Source organism: Pseudomonas sp. B21-047 (assembly GCF_024748775.1).
GTDB classification, from domain to species: domain Bacteria; phylum Pseudomonadota; class Gammaproteobacteria; order Pseudomonadales; family Pseudomonadaceae; genus Aquipseudomonas; species Aquipseudomonas capeferrum.
Map to the genome: position 1 here is coordinate 4,151,303 of NZ_CP087169.1, position 22,388 is coordinate 4,173,690.

General features: G+C 63.1%; 20 protein-coding genes. 13 read left to right on the plus strand and 7 right to left on the minus strand.

Features of this window, described 5'->3' with window-relative positions:
- Window positions 1–68: 68 nt before the first annotated feature.
- A complete protein-coding gene (locus tag LOY26_RS18810; RefSeq protein WP_033699390.1) occupies window positions 69–680 on the plus strand; it encodes a TetR/AcrR family transcriptional regulator in 612 nt (203 codons plus the stop codon).
- Window positions 681–775: 95 nt separating this feature from the next.
- Here LOY26_RS18810 and LOY26_RS18815 read toward each other — a convergent pair whose 3' ends face one another.
- The gene (locus LOY26_RS18815; protein ID WP_258713980.1) at window positions 776–1,216 is read right to left on the minus strand and encodes a heme-binding protein; all 441 of its coding nucleotides are present in this window, start codon (window positions 1,214–1,216) and stop codon (window positions 776–778) included.
- Window positions 1,217–1,473: 257 nt separating this feature from the next.
- Between LOY26_RS18815 and gcl the strand changes: the two genes are divergently transcribed.
- The 9 genes from gcl to LOY26_RS18860 all read left to right on the plus strand — a co-directional run bounded on the left by gcl (window position 1,474) and on the right by LOY26_RS18860 (window position 13,258).
- Complete coding sequence (gene gcl, locus LOY26_RS18820) at window positions 1,474–3,249, plus strand: glyoxylate carboligase (RefSeq protein WP_033699393.1); 1,776 nt, start codon at window positions 1,474–1,476, stop codon at window positions 3,247–3,249.
- A gap of 66 nt (window positions 3,250–3,315) precedes the next feature.
- The gene (gene hyi, locus LOY26_RS18825) at window positions 3,316–4,098 is read left to right on the plus strand and encodes a hydroxypyruvate isomerase (protein ID WP_258713981.1); all 783 of its coding nucleotides are present in this window, start codon (window positions 3,316–3,318) and stop codon (window positions 4,096–4,098) included.
- A gap of 199 nt (window positions 4,099–4,297) precedes the next feature.
- Window positions 4,298–5,191 carry a 2-hydroxy-3-oxopropionate reductase gene (locus LOY26_RS18830; protein WP_033699398.1) on the plus strand — a complete coding sequence of 298 codons (894 nt, stop codon included), beginning with the start codon at window positions 4,298–4,300 and terminating at the stop codon, window positions 5,189–5,191.
- Between the two features lie 166 nt (window positions 5,192–5,357).
- Window positions 5,358–6,632 carry a glycerate kinase gene (locus tag LOY26_RS18835; protein ID WP_033699399.1) on the plus strand — a complete coding sequence of 425 codons (1,275 nt, stop codon included), beginning with the start codon at window positions 5,358–5,360 and terminating at the stop codon, window positions 6,630–6,632.
- Window positions 6,629–8,044, plus strand: a complete 1,416-nt coding sequence (gene pyk, locus LOY26_RS18840; protein WP_186656398.1) for a pyruvate kinase — start codon at window positions 6,629–6,631, stop codon at window positions 8,042–8,044. Before LOY26_RS18835 ends, pyk begins: the two co-directional genes overlap by 4 nt.
- A gap of 193 nt (window positions 8,045–8,237) precedes the next feature.
- On the plus strand, window positions 8,238–9,113 hold the full coding sequence (locus tag LOY26_RS18845) for an urea transporter (protein ID WP_258713982.1): 876 nt from the start codon (window positions 8,238–8,240) through the stop codon (window positions 9,111–9,113).
- A 55-nt stretch (window positions 9,114–9,168) separates the two neighbouring features.
- Window positions 9,169–9,993: an ion transporter gene (locus tag LOY26_RS18850; RefSeq protein ID WP_258713983.1), complete on the plus strand. Its 825-nt coding sequence runs from the start codon at window positions 9,169–9,171 to the stop codon at window positions 9,991–9,993.
- A 92-nt stretch (window positions 9,994–10,085) separates the two neighbouring features.
- The gene (locus LOY26_RS18855; protein WP_186656394.1) at window positions 10,086–11,084 is read left to right on the plus strand and encodes a sulfate ABC transporter substrate-binding protein; all 999 of its coding nucleotides are present in this window, start codon (window positions 10,086–10,088) and stop codon (window positions 11,082–11,084) included.
- 149 nt (window positions 11,085–11,233) lie between these two features.
- Entirely contained in the window at window positions 11,234–13,258 is a 2,025-nt protein-coding gene (locus tag LOY26_RS18860) for a mechanosensitive ion channel family protein (protein ID WP_258713984.1), read from the plus strand.
- A 56-nt stretch (window positions 13,259–13,314) separates the two neighbouring features.
- On the opposite strand, the gene LOY26_RS18865 is transcribed toward LOY26_RS18860, so the two are convergent.
- Together LOY26_RS18865 and LOY26_RS18870 are read right to left on the minus strand one after the other, a co-directional pair.
- Window positions 13,315–14,241 carry a class I SAM-dependent methyltransferase gene (locus LOY26_RS18865; RefSeq protein WP_095063714.1) on the minus strand — a complete coding sequence of 309 codons (927 nt, stop codon included), beginning with the start codon at window positions 14,239–14,241 and terminating at the stop codon, window positions 13,315–13,317.
- A gap of 48 nt (window positions 14,242–14,289) precedes the next feature.
- A complete protein-coding gene (locus tag LOY26_RS18870; protein ID WP_258713985.1) occupies window positions 14,290–15,186 on the minus strand; it encodes a DMT family transporter in 897 nt (298 codons plus the stop codon).
- A gap of 134 nt (window positions 15,187–15,320) precedes the next feature.
- Between LOY26_RS18870 and LOY26_RS18875 the strand changes: the two genes are divergently transcribed.
- The 3 genes from LOY26_RS18875 to LOY26_RS18885 all read left to right on the plus strand — a co-directional run bounded on the left by LOY26_RS18875 (window position 15,321) and on the right by LOY26_RS18885 (window position 18,506).
- The gene (locus LOY26_RS18875; protein WP_033699412.1) at window positions 15,321–15,758 is read left to right on the plus strand and encodes an Lrp/AsnC family transcriptional regulator; all 438 of its coding nucleotides are present in this window, start codon (window positions 15,321–15,323) and stop codon (window positions 15,756–15,758) included.
- Window positions 15,759–16,228: 470 nt separating this feature from the next.
- Window positions 16,229–17,761 (plus strand): NCS1 family nucleobase:cation symporter-1, encoded by a 1,533-nt coding sequence (locus tag LOY26_RS18880; RefSeq protein ID WP_047583651.1) that lies wholly within the window; start codon window positions 16,229–16,231, stop codon window positions 17,759–17,761.
- A gap of 16 nt (window positions 17,762–17,777) precedes the next feature.
- On the plus strand, window positions 17,778–18,506 hold the full coding sequence (locus tag LOY26_RS18885) for an aspartate/glutamate racemase family protein (protein ID WP_033699415.1): 729 nt from the start codon (window positions 17,778–17,780) through the stop codon (window positions 18,504–18,506).
- Between the two features lie 121 nt (window positions 18,507–18,627).
- Here LOY26_RS18885 and LOY26_RS18890 read toward each other — a convergent pair whose 3' ends face one another.
- The 4 genes from LOY26_RS18890 to LOY26_RS18905 all read right to left on the minus strand — a co-directional run bounded on the left by LOY26_RS18890 (window position 18,628) and on the right by LOY26_RS18905 (window position 22,381).
- Window positions 18,628–19,818, minus strand: a complete 1,191-nt coding sequence (locus LOY26_RS18890) for a D-amino acid dehydrogenase (RefSeq protein ID WP_258713986.1) — start codon at window positions 19,816–19,818, stop codon at window positions 18,628–18,630.
- Window positions 19,819–19,866: 48 nt separating this feature from the next.
- Window positions 19,867–20,529: a histidine phosphatase family protein gene (locus tag LOY26_RS18895; RefSeq protein ID WP_186656375.1), complete on the minus strand. Its 663-nt coding sequence runs from the start codon at window positions 20,527–20,529 to the stop codon at window positions 19,867–19,869.
- 275 nt (window positions 20,530–20,804) lie between these two features.
- A complete protein-coding gene (locus LOY26_RS18900; protein WP_047583653.1) occupies window positions 20,805–21,143 on the minus strand; it encodes an FKBP-type peptidyl-prolyl cis-trans isomerase in 339 nt (112 codons plus the stop codon).
- 449 nt (window positions 21,144–21,592) lie between these two features.
- On the minus strand, window positions 21,593–22,381 hold the full coding sequence (locus tag LOY26_RS18905) for a PhzF family phenazine biosynthesis protein (RefSeq protein ID WP_186656373.1): 789 nt from the start codon (window positions 22,379–22,381) through the stop codon (window positions 21,593–21,595).
- Window positions 22,382–22,388: the final 7 nt, after the last annotated feature.

Here is a 22,388-nt window from a genome sequence, read left to right on the forward strand (position 1 = left end):
CGTCGAGCCCGGTGCTACCATGCCCGATCCCTCTTAGAGGTGGCCAGACACGAGGAAGATCCCTGACCATGAGCACCATTCGCGAGCGCAACAAGGAACTGATCCTGCGCGCGGCCAGCGAGGAATTCGCCGACAAGGGCTTCGCCGCCACCAAGACCAGCGATATCGCGGCCAAGGCCGGCCTGCCCAAGCCAAACGTGTACTACTACTTCAAATCCAAGGACAACCTCTACCGCGAGGTCCTGGAGAGCATCATCGCGCCGATCATGCAGGCCTCGACGCCGTTCAATGCCGACGGTGACCCCAAGGAAGTGTTGAGTTCGTACATTCGCTCGAAGATCCGCATCTCGCGCGACCTGCCGCATGCATCCAAGGTGTTTGCCAGCGAGATCATGCACGGTGCGCCGCATTTGTCGCCCAACCAGGTCGAGCAGCTCAACGAACAGGCCCGGCACAACATCGAGTGCATCCAGGGCTGGATCGAGCGCGGGCAGATTGCCAATGTGGATGCGCATCACCTGATGTTCAGCATCTGGGCGGCCACCCAGACCTATGCCGATTTCGATTGGCAGATCTCGGCGGTGACGGGCAAGGCCAAGCTGGCCGACAGTGATTATGACGCGGCGGCCGAGACCATCATCCGGCTGGTGCTCAAGGGCTGTGAGCCTGAGGCGGCCTGATCGGGCCAATGGGGCTGCTATGCAGCCCAGGCCGCTCCTGTAGGAGCGGCCTTGTGTCGCGATGGGCCGCAAAGCGGCCCCAACAATCTAAGTTATTACGCCGCCACCCCCGCATCCGCCGTCAACCCAACCTCCTCGATCGCACTGATCGCGCACTGCTCGTCGATATCCGACGTATCGCCGCTGATCCCTACCGCACCCAGCACCTTGCCGTCCTGATCACGAATCAATACGCCACCCGGCGCCGGCACCACCGGCCGCTCCCCTAACCCATTCAGCGCGGCAAAGAACGCCGGCCGTTGCTGCGCATCCAGTGCCAGCAAACGCGAGCCCTTGCCCAAGGCAATCGCACCCCAGGCTTTACCGGTGGCCACTTCCGGGCGAATCAGGCTAGCGCCATCTTCCCGCTGCAGCGCCAGCAAGTGCCCGCCCGCATCCAGCACCGCCACGGTCAGTGGCGCCGCATTGATCTTGCGGCCTGCGGCCAGCGCGGCATTCACCAGGCTTACCGCGACTTTCAGGTTCAGAACGTTCATGAAAAGGTCCTCTTCTTGTTGTGAGAAGCCCTGAGGGCAGTTGAAAACCGATGACCTAAATAGAACACAACGAAAGATATTTTTGTATACAATATTTTTAAACGATCGTACCAGATCCGACAGAACCCAGTTTTCACGGGCTCTCCGACGAAAGCCACCTTCCCCGATGAAAATCCATTGACCTAGCCCGCCAGGCGTGAATACACTCTGTCGCAAAGCAAGTTGTATACAATTACAAAATCGATGAGGCACAACCCATGAGCAAAATGAGAGCAATCGATGCAGCCGTTCTGGTCATGCGCCGTGAAGGTGTAGATACCGCGTTCGGCATCCCAGGGGCTGCCATCAACCCGCTGTACTCAGCCCTGAAAAAAGTCGGTGGCATCGATCACGTCCTCGCTCGTCACGTCGAAGGTGCCTCGCACATGGCCGAGGGCTACACCCGTGCCAACCCGGGCAACATCGGCGTGTGCATCGGTACCTCCGGCCCTGCCGGCACCGACATGGTCACCGGCCTGTACAGCGCGTCGGCCGACTCCATTCCAATCCTCTGCATCACTGGCCAAGCCCCGCGTGCACGTCTGCACAAGGAAGACTTCCAGGCCGTCGACATCACCAGCATCGTCAAGCCGGTCACCAAGTGGGCCACCACCGTACTGGAGCCAGGCCAAGTGCCTTACGCGTTCCAGAAGGCCTTCTATGAAATGCGTACCGGCCGCCCAGGCCCGGTACTGATCGACCTGCCGTTCGATGTGCAGATGGCCGAAATCGAATTCGACATCGACGCCTACGAGCCACTGGCCGTCAACAAGCCATCCGCCACCCGCGTCCAGGCCGAAAAAGCCCTGGCCCTGCTCAACGATGCCGAACGCCCACTGCTGGTTGCAGGTGGCGGCATCATCAACGCCGACGCCAGCGACAAGCTGGTCGAGTTCGCCGAGCTGACCGGCGTACCGGTGATCCCGACCCTGATGGGCTGGGGCACCATCCCGGACGACCACGCCCTGATGGTCGGCATGGTCGGCCTGCAGACTTCGCACCGCTACGGCAACGCCACCCTGCTGAAATCCGACCTGGTGTTCGGTATCGGTAACCGTTGGGCCAACCGCCACACCGGCTCCGTCGATGTTTACACCGAAGGCCGCAAATTCGTGCACGTGGACATCGAGCCCACCCAGATCGGCCGCGTGTTCACTCCCGACCTGGGCATTGTCTCGGACGCCGGCAAGGCGCTGGACGTGTTCCTCGAAGTGGCCCGCGAGTGGAAAGCCGCCGGCAAGCTCAAGGACCGCAGCGCCTGGCTGGAAGACTGCCAGCAGCGCAAGGCCAGCCTGCAGCGCAAGACCCACTTCGACAACGTGCCGGTCAAGCCGCAGCGCGTGTACGAAGAGATGAACCAGGTATTCGGCAAGGACACCTGCTACGTCAGCACCATCGGCCTGTCGCAGATCGCCGGTGCGCAGTTCCTGCACGTGTACAAGCCACGCAACTGGATCAACTGCGGCCAGGCCGGCCCGCTGGGCTGGACCATCCCTGCCGCCCTGGGCGTGGTCAAGGCCGACCCATCGCGCAAGGTTGTCGCCCTGTCGGGTGACTACGACTTCCAGTTCATGATCGAAGAACTGGCTGTCGGTGCGCAGTTCAACCTGCCGTACGTTCACGTGCTGGTGAACAACGCCTACCTCGGCCTGATCCGCCAGGCGCAGCGTGGCTTCGACATGGATTACTGTGTACAACTGGCGTTCGAGAACATCAACTCGACCGACGCTGCCAGCTACGGTGTCGACCACGTTGCCGTGGTCGAAGGCCTGGGCTGCAAGGCCATCCGCGTATTCGAACCAGGCGAAATCGCCCCTGCCCTGCTCAAGGCGCAGAAGATGGCCGAAGAGTTCCGCGTGCCGGTCGTGGTCGAGGTGATCCTCGAGCGTGTCACCAACATTTCCATGGGTACCGAGATCAACGCCGTCAACGAGTTCGAAGACTTGGCCCTGGTCGGCAACGACGCGCCAACCGCGATCTCGATGCTCGACTGATTGCCTGACGCCCCCGTGCATCCCGCCTATGTGGCGCCGGGGGCTTTAATCTGCAAGGAGACAACCATGCCTCGCTTCGCTGCCAACCTGTCCATGCTGTTCACCGAACAGGACTTCCTGGCCCGCTTCAAGGCCGCCGCCGATGCTGGTTTCAGCGGTGTCGAATACCTCTTCCCGTACGATTTCAGCGCTGCCGAAATCAAGCAACAGCTCGACGCTCACGGCCTGACCCAGGTGCTGTTCAACCTGCCGGCCGGCGATTGGGGCAAAGGTGAACGCGGTATTGCCTGCCACCCGGACCGCGTCGAAGAATTCCGCGCCGGCGTCGACAAGGCCATCGAATACGCCAAGGTACTGGGCAACACCCAGATCAACGCTTTGGCCGGCATTCGCCCGCAGGGCCTGCAGTGCGCCGACGTGCGCAAGACCTTCGTCGACAACCTGCGCTTTGCCGCCGACAAGCTCAAGGCCGCAGGCATTCGCCTGGTCATGGAAATGATCAACACCCGCGACATCCCCGGCTTCTACCTGAACACCACCCAGCAAGCGCTGGACATCCAGGCCGAAGTCGGCAGCGACAACCTGTTCCTGCAGTACGACATCTACCACATGCAGATCATGGAAGGTGACCTGGCCCGCACCATTGAGGGCAACCTGAAACTGATCAACCACATCCAGCTGGCCGACAACCCGGGCCGCAACGAACCAGGCACCGGCGAGATCAACTACCGCTTCCTGTTCGAGCACCTGGACCGCATCGGCTACCAGGGCTGGGTGGGCGCAGAATACAAGCCACTGACCACGACCGAAGCAGGTCTGGGCTGGCTGAAGACCCATAACGCAATTTAAGGGCGAATACGCACTTTGTAGGAGCGGCCTTGCGTCGCAATGGGCTGCGCAGCAGCCCCGGCAATCTTTGCTGTGGCCGAAATTCTGGGGGCGCTGCGCCCCCTTTCCGACCGGTCCGGCGCCCCGGCAAGGCCGCTCCTACGATGGGACGCGTCGCCTGCTCCATCGAGATTCAACAAATACAACGAGGTAATCTCTCATGGCTAAAATCGGTTTTATCGGCACCGGCATCATGGGCAAGCCCATGGCTCAGAACCTGCAAAAAGCAGGTCACAGCCTGTTCGTCTCCACCCACCACGATGCTGCCCCGGCCGACCTGATCGCCGCCGGCGCCGTGGCCCTGGCCAACCCGAAAGAAGTTGCCCAGGAAGCTGAGTTCATCATCGTCATGGTCCCCGACACCCCACAGGTCGAAGCCGTCCTGTTCGGTGAAAACGGCGTGGCCGAAGGTGTGGGCCCGAACAAGGTAGTGATCGACATGAGTTCGATCTCCCCTACCGCCACCAAGGCCTTCGCCGAGAAGATCAAGGCCACTGGCGCCGCCTACCTGGACGCCCCAGTGTCCGGCGGTGAAGTCGGTGCCAAGGCTGCGACCCTGAGCATCATGGTCGGCGGTTGCCCGAAAGCCTTCGAGCGCGCACTGCCGCTGTTCGAAGCCATGGGCAAGAACATCACCCGCGTGGGTGGCAACGGCGACGGCCAGACCGCCAAGGTCGCCAACCAGATCATCGTCGCCCTGAACATCCAGGCCGTCAGCGAAGCGCTGCTGTTCGCCGCCAAGAACGGCGCCGACCCTGCCAAGGTGCGTGAAGCACTGATGGGCGGCTTCGCTTCGTCGAAAATCCTCGAAGTACACGCCGAGCGCATGATCAAAGGCACCTTCGACCCAGGCTTCCGCATCAACCTGCACCAGAAGGACCTGAACCTGGCCCTGCAGGGCGCCAAGGAGCTGGGCATCAACCTGCCCAACACCTCCAACGCCCAGCAAGTGTTCAACACCTGCCAGGCCCTGGGCGGCGGCAACTGGGACCACTCGGCGCTGATCAAAGGCCTGGAGCACATGGCCAACTTCTCGATCCGCGACGAGAAATAAGCTTCAAGCTGTAAGCCTCGAGCGGCAAGCAAAAGCAGGTCTGCTTTTACTTGTGGCTTGTAGCTTGAAGCTTGCAGCTCTGGGGACCGCCCCTGGTTCGGCCTGCACGGAGGCAGTTCCAGGGGCGTTTTCGATTCTGCAGAACAACAATAATTGGGAGCCTGCCATGTCGGTCGATCCGCAAAAAATTCTTCGCGAGCTGTTCGACACAGCCATCGCCGCCGCCCACCCGCGCCAAGTCCTCGAACCCTACCTGCCCGCCGACCGTAGCGGTCGGGTCATCGTCATCGGCGCCGGCAAGGCCGCAGCCGCCATGGCCGAAGTGGTCGAGAAAAGCTGGCAGGGCGAAGTGTCCGGCCTCGTCGTCACCCGCTACGGCCACGGTGCCAACTGCCAGAAGATCGAGGTGGTCGAAGCCGCCCACCCGGTCCCCGATGCCGCCGGCCTGGCCGTGGCCAAACGCGTGCTGGAACTGGTCAGCAACCTGAACGAAGACGACCGCGTCATCTTCCTATTGTCTGGCGGCGGTTCCGCCCTGTTGGCCCTGCCTGCCGAGGGCCTGACCCTGGCCGACAAGCAGCACATCAACAAGGCACTGCTCAAGTCTGGCGCCACCATCGGCGAGATGAACTGCGTACGCAAGCACCTCTCGGCGATCAAGGGCGGCCGCCTGGCCAAAGCCTGCTGGCCGGCCACCGTCTACACCTATGCGATTTCCGATGTGCCTGGCGACTTGGCCACCGTCATCGCCTCCGGCCCCACCGTCGCCGACCCGAGCACCAGCGCCGACGCCCTGGCCATCCTCAAGCGCTACAGCATCGACGCGCCCAAGGCGGTTATCGACTGGCTCAACAACCCGGCTTCGGAAACCGTCAAGGCCGATGACCCGGCCCTGGCTCGCAGCCATTTCCAATTGATCGCCAAGCCCCAGCAGTCGCTGGAAGCCGCTGCGGTCAAAGCCCGCCAGGCCGGTTTCAGCCCGCTGATACTCGGCGACCTGGAAGGCGAATCGCGCGAAGTGGCCAAGGTGCACGCCGGTATTGCCCGGCAGATCGTGCTGCACGGCCAGCCGCTCAAGGCGCCCTGCGTGATCCTCTCTGGCGGCGAAACCACCGTCACCGTGCGCGGCAACGGCCGTGGCGGGCGCAACGCCGAGTTCCTGCTCAGCCTCACCGAGAACCTCAAGGGCCTGCCAGGCGTGTACGCCCTGGCCGGCGACACCGACGGCATCGATGGCTCCGAAGAAAACGCCGGTGCCTTCATGACCCCGGGCAGCTACGCCCGTGCCGAAGCCCTGGGCCTTTCGGCCAGCGACGAGTTGGACAACAACAACGGCTACGGCTACTTCGCCGCGCTCGATGCGTTGATCGTCACCGAGCCGACGCGCACCAACGTCAACGACTTCCGCGCCATCCTGATCCTCGAGACTCCGCAATCATGACGCCTGATAAAAAAGTCAAAATCCTCGCCACCCTCGGCCCTGCGACCCAGGGTATCGACGACATCCGCCAGCTGGTCGAAGCCGGGGTGAACATCTTCCGCCTCAACTTCAGCCACGGCGAGCACGCCGACCACGCCATGCGCTACCAGTGGATCCGCGAAGTCGAGCAGCAACTGAACTACCCGCTGGGCATCCTCATGGACTTGCAGGGGCCGAAGCTGCGCGTTGGCCGCTTTGCCGAAGGCAAGGTGCAACTGCAGCGCGGCCAGGCCCTGCGCCTGGACCTGGACAAAGCCCCGGGCGACAACCGCCGGGTCAACCTGCCACACCCGGAGATCATCGCCGCGTTAGAGCCAGGCATGGACCTGCTGCTCGACGACGGCAAGCTGCGCCTGCGGGTGACCGCCAAGCACAGCGATGCCATCGACACCGAAGTGCTGGCCGGTGGCGAGCTGTCCGACCGCAAGGGCGTCAACGTGCCGCAAGCAGTGCTGGCGCTCTCCCCGCTGACTGAAAAAGACCGTCTCGACCTGACCTTTGGCCTTGAACTGGGCGTGGACTGGGTAGCCCTGTCGTTCGTGCAGCGCCCGGAAGACATCACCGAAGCGCGCCAGTTGATCGGTGACCGCGCCTACCTGATGGCCAAGATCGAGAAGCCGTCCGCCGTCGAACAACTGCAAGCGATCGCCGAGCTGTCCGACGCGATCATGGTGGCCCGTGGCGACCTGGGCGTGGAAGTGCCGGCCGAAAGCGTGCCGCAGATCCAGAAACGCATCATCGACACCTGCCGCCAGCTGGGCAAACCGGTGGTGGTGGCCACGCAGATGCTTGAGTCGATGCGCTTCTCGCCAGCCCCGACCCGTGCCGAAGTCACCGACGTGGCCAACGCCGTGGCCGAAGGTGCCGATGCGGTGATGCTGTCGGCCGAGACTGCGTCGGGCGATTACCCGCTGGAAGCTGTGCAGATGATGAGCAAGATCATCCGCCAGGTGGAGAACGGCCCGGACTACCAGGCCCAGCTCGACGTTGGCCGGCCAAAAGCCGAGGCCACCGTGTCGGACGCCATCAGCTGCGCGATCCGCCGTATCAGCGGCATCCTGCCGGTGGCGGTGCTGGTCAACTACAGCGAGTCGGGCGCCTCGACCCTGCGCGCCGCCCGCGAGCGACCACGGGCACCGATCCTCAACCTGACGCCGAACTTGAACACCGCGCGCCGCCTGAGCGTGGCCTGGGGCGTGCACTCGGTGGTCAACGACCGCCTGCGCCAGGTTGACGAGATCTGCTCGACCGCGCTGGAGATTGCCCAGGCCCAAGGCATGGCCAGCCGCGGTGACACGCTGCTGATCACCGCTGGTGTGCCTTTCGGCAAGCCAGGCTCGACTAATACGCTACGGATCGAGACCTTGGTCTGATCCCGGGCCCTTTCGCGGGGCAAGCCCGCTCCCACAGGGACTGCATGGCATTCAATTGCCTTGCGCCTGTGGGAGCGGGCTTGCCCCGCGAATGGAGGGCAAAGCCCTCCCCGAACACCGTTACACCAGACCTGCGGAAAACCCGAGGCCCAAAGAGGCCCACCGCTCAACCCTCAACCTTACCGACTGCCCCATGTACACCAAAAATTTCGTCAACCCGTGCCCTGACTGGGCCACGGCGCTGCTCAACGGCTTCAGCCAAGTGCTGCTGCTGCGCACCCCCCTGTGCGGCCTGTGCTGCCTGCTGGCCATCCTGCTGACCGCCCCCAGCCTGGTCGGTGGCGCCCTGCTCGGCGCCCTCGCCGGCCTGCTCACCGCACAACGGCGCGGCTACGACCGCACCGACCGCCAGGCCGGCTTGTACTGCTACAACGGCGTGCTGATCGGCATCCTGATCAGTGCGGTGCTGCCATGGTCGGCCATCCTGCCGCCGCTAATCATTGCCGCTGGCGGGCTGTCGAGCATCATCACCCACCAGTGGCGCAAGCGCGGCGGCAAGTTGCTGGTCGCCTACACCGCCCCCTTCGTCCTGCTCGGCTGGGGTACCCTGCTGCTGGCCGAGCCCTCGACCGCACTCCCTGTCGAAGCCGACCCGCTGTCTGCGCTGCTGCGTGGCGTGGGCCAGGTGTTCTTGCTCGACAAGCCAATGGCGGGCCTGCTGATCGTCATCGGCATGTACCTTGCCAATCCTTATGCAGCAACCTGGGCGGTGATCGGCTCTGCCATCGGCGGTGGCGTCGCATTACTGACCGACCAGACGCAGGTAGCCTGGATGGGTTTGTACGGCTTCAACGCCGCATTGGCAGCGTTGGCGTTCAGCAGGCAAGGCGAGCGACCAGGGGTGACACTGCTGGCGATTGCACTGGCCCTGCTGCTGCAACCCCTGTTCGCCTTGTTGCCGGTGGCCGGGCTGACCGCCCCCTTCGTCACAGCCTGCTGGCTCATGCACCTGGGCAACTACCTGGCTCAACTCAATCAGCGGCGCAATGCATCCCGCTTGCACAGCTGAAACGCAGCCCCTAGGCTCAGCCCATCGCTTTCTTTATCGCTTTGTGGACGAGCCAATGAACAACCCTGCGAGCCTGCGCGAGCGGCTCTACATCATCGTCTTCCAGACCGACACCGTGGCTGGAAGACGCTTCGACAAAACCCTCCTGCTGATCATCCTCGCCAGCCTGGTCACGGTGATCCTCGACAGCATCGACGCTGTCCATCAGGGCTACGCCGGCCTGCTGGCGGGCATCGAATGGGGTTTCACCGCGATCTTCCTGGCCGAATACCTGACGCGCCTGTACTGCTCGCCCAAACCCTTGCGCTACGCCTTCAGCTTCTACGGCCTGGTCGACCTGCTGGCGATCGTGCCGGGCGTGATCGCCATCTATTACAGCGACGCGCAGTACCTGCTGATCATTCGCGTGATCCGCATGCTGCGGATCTTCCGCGTGCTCAAGCTCGGCCAGTACCTCAAGCAGGCCAACTACCTGATGGCGGCGCTGCGCGGCAGCAAGCAGAAGATCATCGTGTTCCTGGTCACCGTGTCGACCCTGGTGACCGTGTTCGGCACCTTGATGTACGTGATCGAAGGGCCGGAGCATGGCTTTACCAGCATTCCCAAAGGCATCTATTGGGCGATTGTCACCCTGACCACTGTAGGCTTTGGCGACATTGTGCCGAAGACCCCGCTGGGCCAGGTGCTGTCGTCGCTTGTGATGATTACCGGTTACTCGATCATTGCCGTGCCTACCGGCATCTTCACCGCAGAGCTGGCCAACGCCATGCGTGGTGAACAGTTGCAGCATGACTGCCCCACCTGCCGCAAGAACAGCCACGAACACGGCGCCGCATTCTGCTCGCGTTGTGGCAATGCGCTGTTTCCCAAGCGGGAATAACCAAAGCGTTTTTTGTTCTTTAAACAGCAGCAAGGCACCCGCTATAGTCGCTGGCACTCTGCCCAATACTGTTCAAGAACAAGGAATGCGTCGTGAAAAAACTGTTCACTGCTTCGCTGCTGGCCGCGGGCCTTGCCCTGGGCAACTTCGCCCAGGCGGCCCCGACCCTGCTCAACGTCTCCTACGACGTGATGCGTGACTTCTACAAGGACTACAACTCAGCGTTCCAGAAGCACTGGGAGGCCGAGCACAACGAGAAGGTCAACGTGCAGATGTCCTTCGGCGGTTCGAGCAAGCAGGCGCGTGCAGTCATCGATGGCCTGCCGGCCGATGTCATCACCATGAACATGGCCACCGACATCAATGCCTTGGTCGATCACGGCAAACTGGTGCCGGACAACTGGGTGACCCGCCTGCCGAACAACAGCGCGCCGTTCACCTCGGCCACCGTGTTCATCGTGCGCAAGGGCAACCCCAAGGCACTGAAAGACTGGCCCGACCTGCTCAAGGACGGCGTGCAGGTGATCGTGCCCAACCCCAAGACCTCGGGTAACGGCCGCTATACCTACCTGTCGGCGTGGGGCTATGTGCTCAAGCAAGGCGGTGACGAGGCCAAGGCCCGTGACTTCGTCGGCAAGCTGTTCAAGCAGGCGCCAGTCCTTGATACCGGTGGCCGCGCCGCCACCACCACCTTCATGACCAACCAGATCGGTGACGTGCTGGTGACCTTCGAGAACGAAGCCGAAATGATCGCCCGCGAGTTCGGCCGCGACCAGTTCGAAGTGGTCTACCCAAGTGTGTCCGCCGAAGCCGAGCCACCGGTGAGCGTGGTCGACAGGGTGGTGGCGAAGAAAGGTACCCAGGCAGTGGCCGAGGAGTACCTGAAGTACCTGTGGTCGCCAGAAGCCCAGGAAATCGCGGCCAATAACTACCTGCGCCCACGCGATGCGGCAGTGCTGGCCAAGTACACCGACCGCTTCCCGAAAGTGGACTTCCTGTCGGTGGAGAAGACCTTTGGCGACTGGCGCACCGTGCAAAAAACCCACTTCAACGACGGGGGCGTGTTCGACCAGATCTACACCAATCAGTAATTGACCCAGCCAGTGTCGGCCTCTGTGGCAGCGGGTTTATCCGCGCAGAGGCCAGTGCTGGCAACACACCCCATCGAACTTTCCCCACCCCCACCAATCAGTTCCTTGAGTAACCCTGCCCCGCTCACCCCGGCCGAAGGAGTACTCCAGTGCTGCGTTACCTCTCCACCCTGCTGCTCGGCTGCCTGCTGAGCACCCATCTGCTGGCTGCAGACCCTGCACCTGCCGGAGAACAACCCACCGAACCGGAACCGGTCCTGCAAGGCGGGCTGCTCGGCGCCCTGGCCGACGGCCTGGACAGCGCCGCCCAGGAGCTTGACCTCGATGCCCACCTGGTCGATGCCTGGCGCCTGCGCACCGACCGTGCCGCCAAGGAAATGGAACGCCTGGTCGACCGCCATTCGGCCAGCGATTCGCTGCAGTTGGCGGGCAACTTCATCTTGCTGACCCTCACCTGGGCCGCCAGCTTCGCGGTGCTTACCAGCCTCGGCCGCTGGCTCAGCAAGCGCGCTTCGGCCACCCCATGGCTGAACGAGCGCCAGCGCGCCAGCAGCCTGCTCGGCTACCTGCTGCCCTATACCCTGCCGGCGCTGGCCAGCCTGCCGCTGACCCTCTACATCAGCCGTTTCCTCGACCCCTCGGTAGCCCGTGCCCTGGGCCTGAGCCTGGCCTACGCCACCAGCAGCGGCCTGTTCTCGACCTCGATCATCCTGTGCTTGATTACGTTGTTTGATGCCGGCCACAAGCGCCCGGCCGTGGCCGTGATCAAGCGCCTGGCCCCGCGACCGCTGTTTCTGATCGGCTTCCTGGCGGCCTGGAGCGATGCCTTGACCAGCCCGCAGATCGCCCGCCAGTTGGGCGGTAACATCACCGCCAGCATCGCCGTGTTCACCGGCCTGGCCGCCACGTTCATCTTCGCCAGCCTGGTGATCCGCCTGCGCCGTCCGGTGGCCCATCTGATTCGCAACCGTGCGCTCAAGGACCGCGTGCAACACCGGGCCGTGCAGGAAACCCTGCGGATCTTCTCGGTGCTGTGGTACCTGCCGATCCTGTTGATGATCCTGGTCTCGGCGATTCACCTGATCGGCGCCGGCGAAGAAAGCCAGAAGGCGCTGCAAAAGGCTTTGCTGACTACCGTGCTGCTGGTGTCCACGGTGTTTCTCAGCACCTTGCTACAGCACCTGCTGGCGCCCCGCGAAGCGGATGCCGGGCAACGGGTTCGGCCTTACAAGGAACTGCTGCGCAGCCTCGCCCACGCGCTGTTGCGCATCGCCATGGCGGTGGCTTTCATCGAGCTGCTCGGGCGCATCTGGGGCGTTTCGGTGATCGGCTTCGCCCTGAGCAACAGCCTGGGCCAGGCGATCAGCAATTCGCTGTCGAGCATCGGCCTGATTCTGCTGGTGACCTGGCTGCTGTGGGTGGTCCTCGACACCGCCATCCAGGAATCGCTGAAACCCGCCGTCGGGCGCCGCGCGGCGCGCCAGCCGAGTACCCGGGTGCGGACCATCCTGCCGATGCTGCGCAATGCCGTAAAAGTGGTGCTGATCGTCATCTGCACCATCACCACCATGGCCAACCTGGGCATCAACGTCGCACCGCTGCTGGCCGGTGCCGGGGTAATCGGCCTGGCCATCGGCTTCGGCTCGCAGCAACTGGTGCAGGACGTGATCACGGGGCTGTTCATCTTGATCGAAGACACCATCTCGATCGGTGACTGGGTAGTGCTCGACTCAGGCCACGCCGGCACCGTCGAAAGCCTGACCATCCGCACCCTGCGCCTGCGCGACGGCAAGGGGTTCGTGCACTCGGTGCCGTTCGGCCAGATCAAGGCAGTCACCAACCAGTCGCGCCAGTTCGCCTATGCGTTCTTCTCGGTGCAGTTCACTTACGACAGCGACGTCGATGAATCGCTGGCACTGATCCACGAGGTGGGGCAGTCGATCAGCCACGACCCGCTGCTGCGCATCAACCTGCAGGGGCCGCTGCAAGTGTTCGGGGTGGACCGCATGGACTTGAACGGGTTTGTCCTGACGGCGCAGTTCCGTACCATTTCCGGCGGGCAGTATGCGGTTAGCCGGGCGTTCAATGAACGGCTCAAGAAACGTGTGGACCAGACCGAGAAGGTGAGCTTTGCCCAGGTGTACCCGCTGCCGGTGCGTGCCGTTACTGCTTGATGCAAGCAGGCCCGGCCCCTTCGCGGGGAAACCGCGAAGGGGCGCAACAGGAAGACTCAGGCCTGGCGGAATACCAAGGCCTTCAAGCCCCCCGCTGGGTCCGCATCAGGAAACTCCGGCGGGTTCTCCAGCCGCTCGACGAAGGCCAACGTTGGCGCCTGCTCGGCCATGCCCTCGATCAGAAATTCCGGGCCGATCGCCGGGTCGTTCACACACGCCAGCACCGTGCCGCCCTCGTTCAGCAACTCGGGCAAGCGCCGCAAGATCTTCGCGTAGTCCTGGGTCAACACAAAGCTGCCCTTCTGGAAGGTCGGCGGGTCGATGATGATCAGGTCATAAGGGCCGTACTTGCGCACCTTGCCCCACGATTTGAACAATTCATGCCCCAGGTACGCCACCCGCGACGCATCGTGGCCATTGAGCCGGTGATTGTCGCGCCCGCGGGACAACGCCGACTTGGCCATGTCCAGGTTCACCACCTGTTCGGCGCCACCGGCGATGGCCGCCAGCGAAAAACCACAGGTATAGGCGAACAGGTTGAGCACCCGCTTGCCCGCCGCCTGCTCGCGCACCCAGCGCCGGCCATAGCGCATGTCCAGGAACAGGCCGTTGTTCTGGCGTACGCCCAGGTCCAGCAGGTAGGTCAAGCCATCCTCGACCACCTCGCGCTGCTGGCAGGGCTCGCCCAGCAACCATTGGCCGGGGCTGTCCGGCAGGTAGCGGTGCTGGATGAGGATGGCCTGGCCGGCCCATTGCGGGCGCTGGGCCAGGCTCTGCAGCATGGCCTCCAGCTCGGCCAGTTGGCCCTCCGGCGGCTCGCGAAACAGCGCTACTGACAGCACGCCCTGGAGCCAGTCCACAGTCACTTGCTCAAGGCCCGGCCAGCAGCGGCCGCGGCCGTGGAACAGCCGGCGGGTTTCCTGCGGGGCGGGGTCGAGGGCGGTGAGCAGGTGTTGCTCGAGGGTCTGGATCGGCGAGGTCATGGCGGGTCGCAAGCTGGAAAAAGCGGCATTCTACCCTTGTCCGCCTCTTCAATGCTTGACTGCAACCCGTGCAGGGCGGAACCACCAGCCTTGCTGCATCCCTGCCGCCGCCAGCAGGATCAGCGCCACGCCGAGCCATTGCAGGGGTGCCAGCCGATGCCCGAAGGCCACCCAGTCGACCAGGATCGCGGCAATCGGGTAAACGAATGACAGCGCGCCGGTCAGCGCCGTAGGCAAGCGCTGGATGGCGCTGTACAGCAGCACATACATCACCCCGGTGTGCACGATACCCAGGGTCACCAGGCTGGCCAATGCCGAAGTTTCGCCAGGCAGACCGCCCAACTTGACCCACGGTGCCAGCAGCAGCACACCGGTTGCCACCTGGATCAAGGCGATGAGGTGCGGCGGCGTGCCTTTGAGGCGCTTGATGATCAACGCAGCGATTGCATACAAGAGCGCCGCGCCCAGCGCCAGGCCGATGCCCAGCAAGTAATCCTCGCCACTGCCCTGCCCCGCACCGTGGGCACTGACGATAGCCAACATGCCAAGGAAGGCGACACTCAACCAGGTGACCTTGGCCAGGGTGATCTTCTCCCCCAGAAACAACGCCGCCAGCCCCACCAGGATAAACGGCTGCACGTTGTACACCGCCGTGCCGATGGCAATCGAAGCGCGCGAATAGGAGGCGAACAGCAACACCCAGTTGCCAACGATGGCCACGCCGCTGGCAATCGCCAGCAAAAATGCGGTGCGGCCGATCACCCCCGGCTTGAGGAAGCCCAAGGAAGCACAGATCACCAGCAACGTGCCGGTGCCGAACACACACCGCCAGAACACCACATCGAGCACCGGCTGGCCCGACACCAGCACGAACCAGCCGATGGTCCCGGAAATCAGCATGGCAGCGACCATTTCCAGCGAGCCACGGCGCAATGAACTGTCCATCTCACACCTCCCGTTGACGATGGCAACAGTATGCAAAGGGCAGAGGGTGACCTTCCAGCGGATATCAAAGGCGTATCCGCCAACCTGCCTTTACTATCAAGGCAAATCAATCGAACAGCCTGACGAGGTGAAGCATGACCGATGCAATCGACCAACTGCTGATCAATGCACTGATGGAAGACTCGCGGCGTTCGCTCAAGGCCCTGGCGCAGATCAGCGGGCTGTCCGCCCCCAGCGTCAGCGAACGCTTGCGCCGCCTGGAGGAGCGCGGTGTGTTGCGCGGCTACACGGTGGATGTCGACCCGCGCAGCTTCGGTTATCAACTGCAGGCGATCGTGCGTATCCGCCCGCTGCCGGGGCAGCTGCAGGAAGTGGAGCGGCAAATCATTGCGCTGCCCGAATTCACTGAATGCGACAAGGTGACCGGCGAGGACTGCTTCATTGCCCGCCTGCATGTGCGCTCGATGGAACAGCTCGACACCCTGCTCGACCGGATCAATGTGCTGGCCGAGACCAATACCGCGATCATCAAGAAAAGCCCGGTGAAGCGACGCCTGCCGCCGATGGATTGAATCTGCGGCCTAAAGAAAGCCACAGTGGAAAGCTGACTATTTTTTGTACACAAGAATGTCACCTTAGGTGCCATTTTTGTGTGCACTTTTCTCAACCCTGCCCCAATACGTTACAACCTTTTCAGCGCCACTTCTGACCATTTGATCAACTAACAAGTGCACGCAAAAATAATAGCTGTTCAACTGGTCAACTTATATCGACGCTATTTCATTGACTTACCGTTCAACAACATAGATTCAAAATAGTGGCAACTTTGATGTCGCTATTCGCCTGGCATGGAACTCGCTTTTGTGTGTTCGTGTTTTGTATACAAGTTGAGCAAAACATAAATACACAAGAACTCGCGACGCCGACCAAAACTCGGCCGCCGCGCCCAGAACCCAGTGATGCCAACGCTGCACCGACGAGATGGCGAGCCCGTGCGCATTGCCCGCTCATCGCAGTCCACGTGCATCAGGAGCCTGCCGGAATGAGTACCAGCCTCAACCTTGCCCCTGAACTTTCCGTCGCCAGCAGCAACCCCGCGTCCACCCTTGCCGGGCCTGCGCCAGCACTCGACCTGAGCCCGCGCCTGCACAACCGCGACCTTGCCCCGACACGCCTCGAAGGCCGGCGCTGGGGCGGTTACAGCATCTTCGCGTTATGGACCAACGATGTGCACAACATCGCCAACTACTCCTTCGCCATGGGGCTGTTCGCCTTGGGGCTGGGCGGCTGGCAGATCCTCTTGTCGCTGGGCATCGGCGCTGCGCTGGTGTACTTCTTCATGAACCTTTCCGGCTACATGGGGCAGAAGACCGGCGTACCGTTCCCGGTCATCAGCCGCATCGCTTTCGGTATCCACGGCGCGCAGATACCGGCGCTGATCCGCGCAGTCATCGCCATTGCCTGGTTCGGTATCCAGACCTACTTGGCCTCGGTGGTGCTGCGCGTGCTGCTTACGGCCGTGTGGCCGCAACTGGCCGTGTACGACCATGACAGCATCCTTGGCCTGTCGAGCCTGGGCTGGGTGTGCTTCGTGGCGATCTGGCTGGTGCAACTGGTGATCCTCGCCTACGGCATGGAGATGGTGCGCCGCTACGAGGCCTTTGCCGGCCCGGTGATTCTGCTGACCGTGGCCAGCCTGGCGGTGTTCATGTACTTCAAGGCCGACGCGCGCATCGCCTGGTCGGTGGCAGCGCCCCTGACCGGCTACGAGATGTGGCGCAACATCTTTGCCGGCGGTGCGCTGTGGTTGGCGATCTACGGCACTCTGGTGCTCAACTTCTGCGACTTCGCGCGTTCTTCGCCGTGCCGCAAGACCATCCGCGTCGGTAACTTCTGGGGCCTGCCGGTGAACATCCTGGTGTTCGCGATGATCACCGTGGTGCTGTGCGGCGCGCAGTTCCAGATCAACGGCCAGATCATCGATAGCCCGACCCAGATCGTCGCCAGCATCCCCAGCACACCGTTCCTGGTATTGGGCTGCCTGGCCTTCCTGATCGTCACGGTGGCGGTGAACATCATGGCCAACTTCGTCGCCCCGGCCTTCGTGCTCAGCAACCTGGCACCCCGCCACCTGAACTTCCGCCGTGCCGGCCTGATCAGCGCCACCCTTGCGGTGCTGATCCTGCCCTGGAACCTGTACAACAGCCCGCTGGTGATCGTGTACTTCCTGTCGGGCCTCGGTGCCCTGCTCGGCCCGCTGTACGGGGTGATCATGGCCGACTACTGGTTGCTGCGCAAAGGCTGCATCAACGTGCCGCAGCTGTACAGCGAAGACCCGGCTGGCGCCTACCACTACACCAAGGGCATCAACCTGCGCGCCGTGGCCGCCTTCGTGCCGGCCGCACTGCTGGCCATCGTCCTCGCCCTGGTGCCCAACTTCCACAGCGTGGCGCCGTTCTCCTGGTTGATCGGTGCCGGTATTGCTGCCGCCGTCTATTTGCTGATCGCGCCCCGCAACCGCCATTACCTGGATGTCAGCGGCGAGTGCATCGCCGTCGACCACAGCAGCCACTGATCAGGGAGAACCGTCCATGCGTATTCTGATTGCCAACGTCAACACCACTGAAGCCATCACCGAGGCCATCGCCGAGCAGGCACGCGCCGTTGCCGCGCCGGGTACCGAGATCATCGGGCTGACCCCGTGGTTTGGTGCCGAGTCGGTGGAGGGCAACTTCGAAAGCTACCTGGCCGCCATCGCGGTGATGGACCGGGTGCTGGCCTACGAGGGCCCCTACGATGCCGTGATCCAGGCCGGCTACGGCGAGCACGGCCGCGAAGGCCTGCAGGAGCTGCTGAACGTGCCCGTGGTGGACATCACCGATGCAGCCGCCAGCACTGCCCTGTACCTGGGCCATGCTTACTCGGTGGTGACCACACTGGACCGCACCGTGCCGCTGATCGAGGACCGCCTGAAGCTCTCTGGGCTGTATGACCGCTGCGCCTCGGTGCGCGCCAGTGGCCTGGCGGTGCTTGAGCTTGAAGCCGACCCGCAGCGCGCCGTCGAGGCCATTGTCGAACAGGCCGAACGCGCCGTGCGGGAGGACAAGGCCGAGGTCATCTGCCTGGGTTGCGGTGGCATGGCCGGGCTGGATGAGCAGATTCGCCAGCGTACCGGTGTGCCGGTGGTCGATGGTGTGAGTGCAGCGGTGACCATTGCCGAATCGCTGGTGCGCATGGGCTTGAGTACCTCCAAGGTACGCACCTATGCCACGCCGAGGGTAAAGAAGGTGGTGGGCTGGCCGATGCGCTTCGGGCGGTAAGGGGGCTTCGTCAAGACCAGCCACTTCGCGGGGCAAGCCCGCTTCCACAGGTGCGCGCTATTCTCCAACGCAACGCAAATACCTGTGGGAGCGGGCTTGCCCCGCGAAGTGGCCGGTGCAGTCAGCGCAACATCCTGGCCAACCGCTCCCCACTGCCACAGGCCAAGGTAAAGCCTAGAGCCCCATGCCCCAGATTCAGCCACAGGTTTCGGTAAGCCGTAGCACCAATGATCGGCACCCCGGTAGGGGTCGCCGGCCGCATCCCCGCCCACTCTACCGCCCGCCCGTAGTCGGCGGCATCGGGCAACGTATCGAGTGCCAGACGGCGCATGCTGTTGAGCCTGCGCGCATCCACCGATTCGTCAAAGCCGACGATGTCCACCATCGCTGCAACCCGCAATTGCCGGTCCAGGCGGGCATAGACGATCTTGCGCTCGTAGTCGGTAAGGCTGAGTTCTGGCGCCCGATGTTCCGTGTTGATCGGCGCTGTCAGGCTGTAGCCCTTCAGCGGATAGACCGGCAACCTCAAGCCCGGTAGCGCCAGCCCTGCACTGCGATGCCCCGCGCACAGCACCAGGCGCTGAACGTCAACCTGCTCGCCCCCCAGGCGCAGCGCAACGACCTGATCCTGATGGGCGACCAGCCGCGTCACGGGCCTGCCAAGCAGGAACCGGCACTGCCCGGATGCGCGCAAGCGCTCGGCCAGGCGTTCACAAAAACGGTGACAGTCGGCGACTTCCTCGTCAGGCGTCAGAACCCCGCCCACGAACGGCGCCTCGGCCAATGCCGGCTCCAAGGCGCGCAGTTCGGCGGCATCGAGTACCCGTTGGCTGCTCCGATCAAGCAGGCGCTCACGCCCATGGGCGAACGCCCGCTCGCTGCGGAAGGCGACCAGTTTGCCGTTACGCCGCCAGGCGAAATCGGTGAGCCCATCGGCCTCGCGCCAACGCGCCAGGGCGGCCTGGCTTTCCAGCGCCAACGTCAGCAGTTGTGCACCGTTGCGGCGGTTGACGCTGCGCCGGCAGGCCAGCATGAACGCCATCAACCAGCGCCACTGCGCCGGGTCCAGGCGCAACCGCAAGCGCAGCGGCGAGTCCCCCTGCAGCATCCAGCCCAACGCCTGCCAGAGCACACCGGCGTCGGCCAATGGCGCCACATAGCGGTAAGACAGCTGCCCGCCGTTGGCGAAACTGGTGGCAGACGCCAGGCGGTCCCGCGCCTCGATCAGGTCCACAGCCAGCCCCTCGCGCACCAGCGCATAGGCTGTCGCCAGGCCAATCACCCCGCCGCCAATGATCGTGACTTTTTGCATCTTGCAGTGCCCCTGTTTCGGCTTCCCTGCCAAGACAGTAACAGCGGATCAGGTCGGGCAGCTATGCGCGCCGTCGTTGAGGCCTTGGCGCACGTTACGGCTGAGCAGGCTGGCCTTGCCGTCGTGCCAGGTCAGGGTCAGCACGTACAGCGTGTCGAAATCATCGCCGTTCCAGTCCTCGGTGATCACACGCTCTTCACCCAGGGCCTTGCCGGCCACGGTATTGATGAGTTCGGGAAGGTACCCGTGGGACCAGGCCGTGTAGACCGTCGCGTTGCGGTATTTGTCGCTCAGCAGTTCTTCGGCCAGCTCGTCGGTATCGTTGGCGCCGTAGTCGATGTTCACCGGCAGGCCCTGGCGGATGGCGCTGGGGGTGATGGTCATCAATGGGCGGATATAACTGTAGCTCTCGTCCTTGCTGCCTTCCTCGACATGCCGCGACGGGTTGGCGGCGAATACGTAGTCGGCATTGCCGAAACGCTCCGGCAGCAACGTGGCCAGGTCCAGTGCACGGTTGAGGCCTTGGCAGTTCAGTTGCCCCAGCCCTTCGCCGGGTTTCTCGGCATGGCGCAGAAACACCAGGGTCTGCGTGCCATCGGCCGGCTGGGCGCGGCTTTCGACAGCTTCCAACGCCAGCGGTATGGCTACGGCTGTGAGCACTAGGCTTAGCAGCAGGTGGCGACGACGGCGGAGAAACGTTGGCAACTTCATCAAGGCAGGCTCATGTGGCAGAGAGAATCGAGTTGACCCGCCACCTTGCCCGGCGCCGCAGCCGCGAGGCGTCCTTGTAGTGAGTGCCATCCTTGGCAACGAGTGAGAGTCAGAGTGCCTTCAACCCGTTTGGTTCCTCCCTGGCGTGTGATTGCCGATCCTTGAGCAAGGCTTAGGTTAGGGGATGGGTGTTGCTGAAATATGTATTCCTTGCGAATTTTTCGGGGGTGGTGTGCATGCCTTGAGGTTTGCACACCGAAAACCACATCAATCACTCAATCATCCCGCGTCAGCACTTCCAGCAGTTCGATCTCAAACGTCAGGTCCGAATGCGGCGGAATCGCACCCACACTGCGCTCGCCATAGCCCAACTGCGCAGGCACCTGCAATTTGCGCTTGCCGCCAACGCGCATGCCCATCAGGCCTTGGTCCCACCCTTTGATCACCCGACCGGTACCGATCACGCACTGGAAGGGCTTGCCGCGCGACCAGGACGAATCGAACTCGCTGCCGTCGGCCAACCAGCCGGTGTACTGAGTGGTGATGAGGGCGCCTTTGACGGCGGCCTTGCCGTCGCCTTCGACGAGGTCGATGATCTGCAGTTCGCTGCTCATGGCATGCTCCAACGCTGAAAAATCAAAGCCGCCCTTTTCTCAGGAATGCACAGGTTTGGCAAGCGCAGTCGGTGTTTCATGCTGGCGCATTGACTGCATCTTCGCCCGAGAGACAATGACTGGGGATGGCTTTGGGGTTTATAGGTGCATGTCTGGGGTTTTGCAGCGCCTATGAGATCGAGCGCCGCCCGCGCGGCGCATCGCGACGCAAGGCCGCTCCTACATTTGTTTCGGGCCAGTTATTCCTGGGGGAATGGCGCGCGGCCTCTTGGTGCCCACCTCGATATCGCGTCGTACAAACAAGGCGGTCGCGCGCCAATGGCACAGGCCTCACTGGCCCGAAACAGATGTAGGAGCGGCCTTGCGTCGCGATGCGCCGCGCGGGCGGCGCTCGATCTCATAGGCGCTGCAAACCCCAAGGCCTACACCTTTAAACCCACACACCCAACTCAGATAAACACACTCCCCCGCAGGTACAACGCCCCCCGCCCGCTAATGATCACCCGGCCATTGCCCGGCACTTCGCAACGCAGTTGCCCCTTGCGCGCCCCACCCTGCTCACAGCTCAAAACACCCTTGCCCAACCGTTCGGCCCACAACGGCGCCAGCGAGGTATGCGCCGACCCCGTGACCGGGTCCTCATTCACACCAACCCGCGGACCAAACCAACGGGTGACAAAATCATACCCGCGCCCCGGCGCAGTCACGGCGATACCGCGCACGGCAAAAGCCGACAGCGCAACGAAGTCCGGCTTCAGCGGGTCAAGCAGCGAGGCGTCATCGATCATCACCACATAGTCGTCGGACTGATACACCGCCCGCGCACCGCTCAAGCCCAGCGCCTCCAGCAAGCCTGCCGGCACCTCCACCGCAACCGGCTGCTTGGCCGGAAAATCCATCGCCAAAAGCCCATCGACACCTCGGCTGACGCGCAATTCGCCACTGCGGGTATTGAAACGCAGCACTGGCGCCTGTTCACCCAACTGCTCGAACAGCACATACGCCGAGGCCAGGGTGGCATGGCCACACAGGTCGACTTCGACCGTCGGGGTGAACCAACGCAGGTCGTAACCCTCGCCGTTGCGCACGAAATAGGCGGTTTCGGACAAGTTGTTCTCTTCGGCGATACGTTGCAGCACATCGTCTGGCAACCAGCTTTCCAGCGGGATCACCGCCGCCGGGTTGCCACCGAAGGGTTCAGCGGAAAACGCATCGACCTGGAAGATCTCGAGTTGCATGCACACA

Bases quoted from the DNA above. Each gene is read 5' to 3' on its own strand.
- LOY26_RS18810 (WP_033699390.1), top strand. From the start codon at position 69: ATGAGCACCATTCGCGAGCGCAACAAGGAACTGATCCTGCGCGCGGCC.
- LOY26_RS18895 (WP_186656375.1), bottom strand. From the start codon at position 20,529: ATGAAGTTGCCAACGTTTCTCCGCCGTCGTCGCCACCTGCTGCTAAGC.
- LOY26_RS18830 (WP_033699398.1), top strand. From the start codon at position 4,298: ATGGCTAAAATCGGTTTTATCGGCACCGGCATCATGGGCAAGCCCATG.
- LOY26_RS18815 (WP_258713980.1), bottom strand. From the start codon at position 1,216: ATGAACGTTCTGAACCTGAAAGTCGCGGTAAGCCTGGTGAATGCCGCG.
- gcl (WP_033699393.1), top strand. From the start codon at position 1,474: ATGAGCAAAATGAGAGCAATCGATGCAGCCGTTCTGGTCATGCGCCGT.
- hyi (WP_258713981.1), top strand. From the start codon at position 3,316: ATGCCTCGCTTCGCTGCCAACCTGTCCATGCTGTTCACCGAACAGGAC.
- LOY26_RS18875 (WP_033699412.1), top strand. From the start codon at position 15,321: ATGACCGATGCAATCGACCAACTGCTGATCAATGCACTGATGGAAGAC.
- LOY26_RS18845 (WP_258713982.1), top strand. From the start codon at position 8,238: ATGTACACCAAAAATTTCGTCAACCCGTGCCCTGACTGGGCCACGGCG.
- LOY26_RS18835 (WP_033699399.1), top strand. From the start codon at position 5,358: ATGTCGGTCGATCCGCAAAAAATTCTTCGCGAGCTGTTCGACACAGCC.
- LOY26_RS18850 (WP_258713983.1), top strand. From the start codon at position 9,169: ATGAACAACCCTGCGAGCCTGCGCGAGCGGCTCTACATCATCGTCTTC.
- pyk (WP_186656398.1), top strand. From the start codon at position 6,629: ATGACGCCTGATAAAAAAGTCAAAATCCTCGCCACCCTCGGCCCTGCG.
- LOY26_RS18900 (WP_047583653.1), bottom strand. From the start codon at position 21,143: ATGAGCAGCGAACTGCAGATCATCGACCTCGTCGAAGGCGACGGCAAG.
- LOY26_RS18880 (WP_047583651.1), top strand. From the start codon at position 16,229: ATGAGTACCAGCCTCAACCTTGCCCCTGAACTTTCCGTCGCCAGCAGC.
- LOY26_RS18870 (WP_258713985.1), bottom strand. From the start codon at position 15,186: ATGGACAGTTCATTGCGCCGTGGCTCGCTGGAAATGGTCGCTGCCATG.
- LOY26_RS18905 (WP_186656373.1), bottom strand. From the start codon at position 22,381: ATGCAACTCGAGATCTTCCAGGTCGATGCGTTTTCCGCTGAACCCTTC.
- LOY26_RS18890 (WP_258713986.1), bottom strand. From the start codon at position 19,818: ATGCAAAAAGTCACGATCATTGGCGGCGGGGTGATTGGCCTGGCGACA.
- LOY26_RS18885 (WP_033699415.1), top strand. From the start codon at position 17,778: ATGCGTATTCTGATTGCCAACGTCAACACCACTGAAGCCATCACCGAG.
- LOY26_RS18865 (WP_095063714.1), bottom strand. From the start codon at position 14,241: ATGACCTCGCCGATCCAGACCCTCGAGCAACACCTGCTCACCGCCCTC.